Origin of the sequence: Streptomyces alkaliphilus, from assembly GCF_014141535.1 — a bacterium.
In the GTDB taxonomy this organism is placed as follows: domain Bacteria; phylum Actinomycetota; class Actinomycetes; order Streptomycetales; family Streptomycetaceae; genus Streptomyces; species Streptomyces alkaliphilus.
In genome coordinates this window covers 1-1,463 of record NZ_VKHT01001141.1, presented here as the reverse complement: position 1 = coordinate 1,463, position 1,463 = coordinate 1, and the positions used below count along the sequence as shown (strand labels likewise).

General features: G+C 73.5%; 1 protein-coding gene and 1 pseudogene. Both read left to right on the top strand.

From position 1 onward, the window contains the following. Positions 1–221, top strand: a pseudogene (locus FNQ90_RS22970) (hypothetical protein); the annotation flags it as partial. A 5-nt stretch (positions 222–226) separates the two neighbouring features. Then, positions 227–1,463, top strand: a 1,237-nt coding sequence (locus FNQ90_RS22965) for a sodium:solute symporter family transporter (RefSeq protein ID WP_182608102.1), incomplete at its 3' end; no start/stop codon positions are given.

Below are 1,463 nucleotides of genomic sequence, written 5' to 3'. Positions count from 1 at the left end.
CCGGGATCCCCGCCTCCTGGCTGCTGCTGATGACCGCCAGTTACCCCCTGCTGCTGCTCAGCGCCGTGATCCACGTGCGGCGGGCCGAGCGCATCGAGAGGGAGGCCCCGGACGGGCGCGGGGGGCGGGTGATCGGTCCGCGACCGGCGCCCGGGCCCGCCCCCCACCCGCCGTCCGACACCGTGCCCGAGCGGGCACCGGACGCGGGGGAGCGGACGTGACCGGGATGCTCGCCATCGGCCTGCTGCTGGTCACCAGCGTCCTGATAGGCGTCTACGGGGTGCGCGCGGCTCGCAGCGCCCCCGACTTCCTCATCGCCTCCCACCAGGTGCGGCCCGGCTGGAACGCCATGGCCATCGCGGGGGAGTACGTCTCCGCCGCCTCGGTGCTCGGTCTCGCCGGCCTGATGTTGAAGGAGGGCGTCGGCACGCTCTGGTACGCGGTCGGCTTCACCGCCGGCTACGTCGCGGTCGCCGCACTGGTGGCCGGCCCCATGCGCCGCTCGGGGGCCTACACGGTCCCGGACTTCGCCGAGTACCGCCTCGGCTCGCCGACCATCCGCCGGCTGTGCGCGCTCATCGTGCTGGTGATCATGTGGCTGTACCTGGTGCCGCAGTTCAAGGGCGCGGGGGTGGTCCTGCAACTGGTCAGCGGCACTCCCTACTGGGTGGGGGTGGTGTTGGCCGGGCTGGTGGTCTCGGTCTCCATCGCGGTGGGCGGGATGCGTTCGGCCACCTACGTGCAGGGGTTCCACTACCTGGTGAAGCTGCTGTTCATCGCGGTTCCGGCGATCGTGCTGGTGGTCGGGGCGGGGGAGGGGGCCCGGACGGAGGCGCTGCGGGTGGACACCACGGAGTGGAGTCGCCCGCTGTTGGACGTCGGCGGTTCGGGCCAACCGCTGCTGGCGACCTGGTCGGTGCTGCTGGCCACCACCCTGGGAGCGGTGGGCCTGCCGCACGTCATCATGCGCTTCCACACCAGTCCGACGGCGCGGATCGCCCGCCGGGTCGCGGTCGGCGTGATCGTGCTGCTCGGCGTCTTCTACCTGTTCCCGGCGGTGTACGGGTTGCTGGGGCGGGTCTTCACCCCGGAGCTGGCGACCACCGGCGACACCGACACGGTGACCGTCGTGCTGCCCGCCCAGATCGTGCCCGGAACCTGGGGTGCGGTCCTGACGGCGGTGGTCGCGGCCGGCGCGTTCGCCGCCTTCCTCTCCACCTCGTCCGGTCTGCTGCTGGCGCTCGCCGGCGGCCTCTCCCACGACCTGGCCCGGGACGGCTCGCGCGGTCTGCCGCGCCTGCGGCTGGCGGTGGCGGGCGGCACGCTGGTCGCGGTACTGCTGTCGCTGCCGGCCGCCGCCGTGGACATCAACGTGCTGGTGGGGTGGGCCTTCGCGGTGGCCGCCTCGACGTTCTGCCCGCTGCTGGTGCTGGGCATCTGGTGGCGGGGGCTGACCACCGCCG